2 protein-coding genes and 1 pseudogene are annotated in these 1,028 nt (G+C 63.1%); all 3 read right to left on the reverse strand.

The genetic code is table 11. From position 1 onward, the window contains the following. Positions 1–430 (reverse strand): 50S ribosomal protein L3 (gene rplC / locus EOA79_RS32220; protein ID WP_128293710.1); only part of this gene is annotated, 430 nt, incomplete at its 3' end. A 94-nt stretch (positions 431–524) separates the two neighbouring features. Next, positions 525–833 (reverse strand): 30S ribosomal protein S10, encoded by a 309-nt coding sequence (gene rpsJ / locus EOA79_RS32225; protein ID WP_006205468.1) that lies wholly within the window; start codon positions 831–833, stop codon positions 525–527. A gap of 66 nt (positions 834–899) precedes the next feature. Continuing rightward, positions 900–1,028, reverse strand: a pseudogene (gene tuf, locus EOA79_RS32230) (elongation factor Tu); the annotation flags it as partial.

Consider the following 1,028-nt stretch of genomic DNA (forward strand, 5'->3'; position numbering starts at 1 on the left):
GCGTGCGGTGCGAGACCGAGTTACCGTGCGTGGCACGGCCGCCACCCATGTTGTGCCGCTTGATCACGCCCTGAAAACCCTTGCCGGTCGAGGTGCCCGTCACGTCGACCTTCTGGCCGGCGACGAAGTGCTCGACGGTGAGCTCGGCGCCGACGTCGATCATGTTGTCGGCGGAGACGCGGAACTCGGCGAGCTTCGCCTTTGGCTCGACGGAGGCGGCAGCGAAATGGCCGCGCATCGCCTTCGACGTGTTCTTCACCTTGGCAAGGCCAACGCCGAGCTGGACGGCGGTGTAGCCGTTCTTCTCCTGCGTGCGCTGCGCCACGACCTGGCAGTTCTCCATCTGGAGAACGGTGACGGGAACGTGTTCCCCGGCATCGTTATAGATGCGGGTCATTCCCACCTTCTTTGCAATCACACCTGAACGCATCGGTTCAATTCCTTTAGAGTTCCCTGTCGGGGCTGACGCCCCTCCACGCCTCTTGCTTCCTTCAGAGTTCCGGGTCGCCCCGCCCTCTTGTTCCTTAGAGCTTGATCTCGACGTCGACACCGGCGGCCAGATCGAGCTTCATCAGAGCATCGACCGTCTGCGGGGTCGGATCGACGATGTCGAGCAGCCGCTTGTGGGTGCGCATCTCGAACTGCTCGCGGCTCTTCTTGTCGACGTGAGGCGACCGGTTGACCGTGAACTTTTCGATCCGCGTCGGCAGCGGAATGGGGCCGCGGACGTTGGCGCCGGTGCGCTTGGCGGTCGACACAATTTCGCGCGTCGAGGCGTCGAGCACCCGGTGGTCAAACGCCTTAAGGCGGATGCGGATATTCTGTCCGTTCATGCGTCAATTCCTTGTTCTGGCGCGGCGCGGGCAGCCCTGCGCCCGCGACAGATCCGTTTCGTCCAATTATTCTTTGATGGTGACGACGATGCCGGCACCGACGGTGCGGCCGCCTTCACGGATGGCGAAGCGCAGCTTCTCTTCCATCGCGATCGGCACGATCAGCTCGACGTCGACGGTGATGTTGTCGCCGGG

The sequence above is a fragment of the Mesorhizobium sp. M1A.F.Ca.IN.020.03.2.1 genome (genome assembly GCF_004023205.1).
In the GTDB taxonomy this organism is placed as follows: domain Bacteria; phylum Pseudomonadota; class Alphaproteobacteria; order Rhizobiales; family Rhizobiaceae; genus Mesorhizobium.

What these genes read in the sequence shown, in the direction of transcription:
- rpsJ (WP_006205468.1), bottom strand. Translation starts at nt 833, where the DNA reads ATGAACGGACAGAATATCCGCATCCGCCTTAAGGCGTTTGACCACCGG.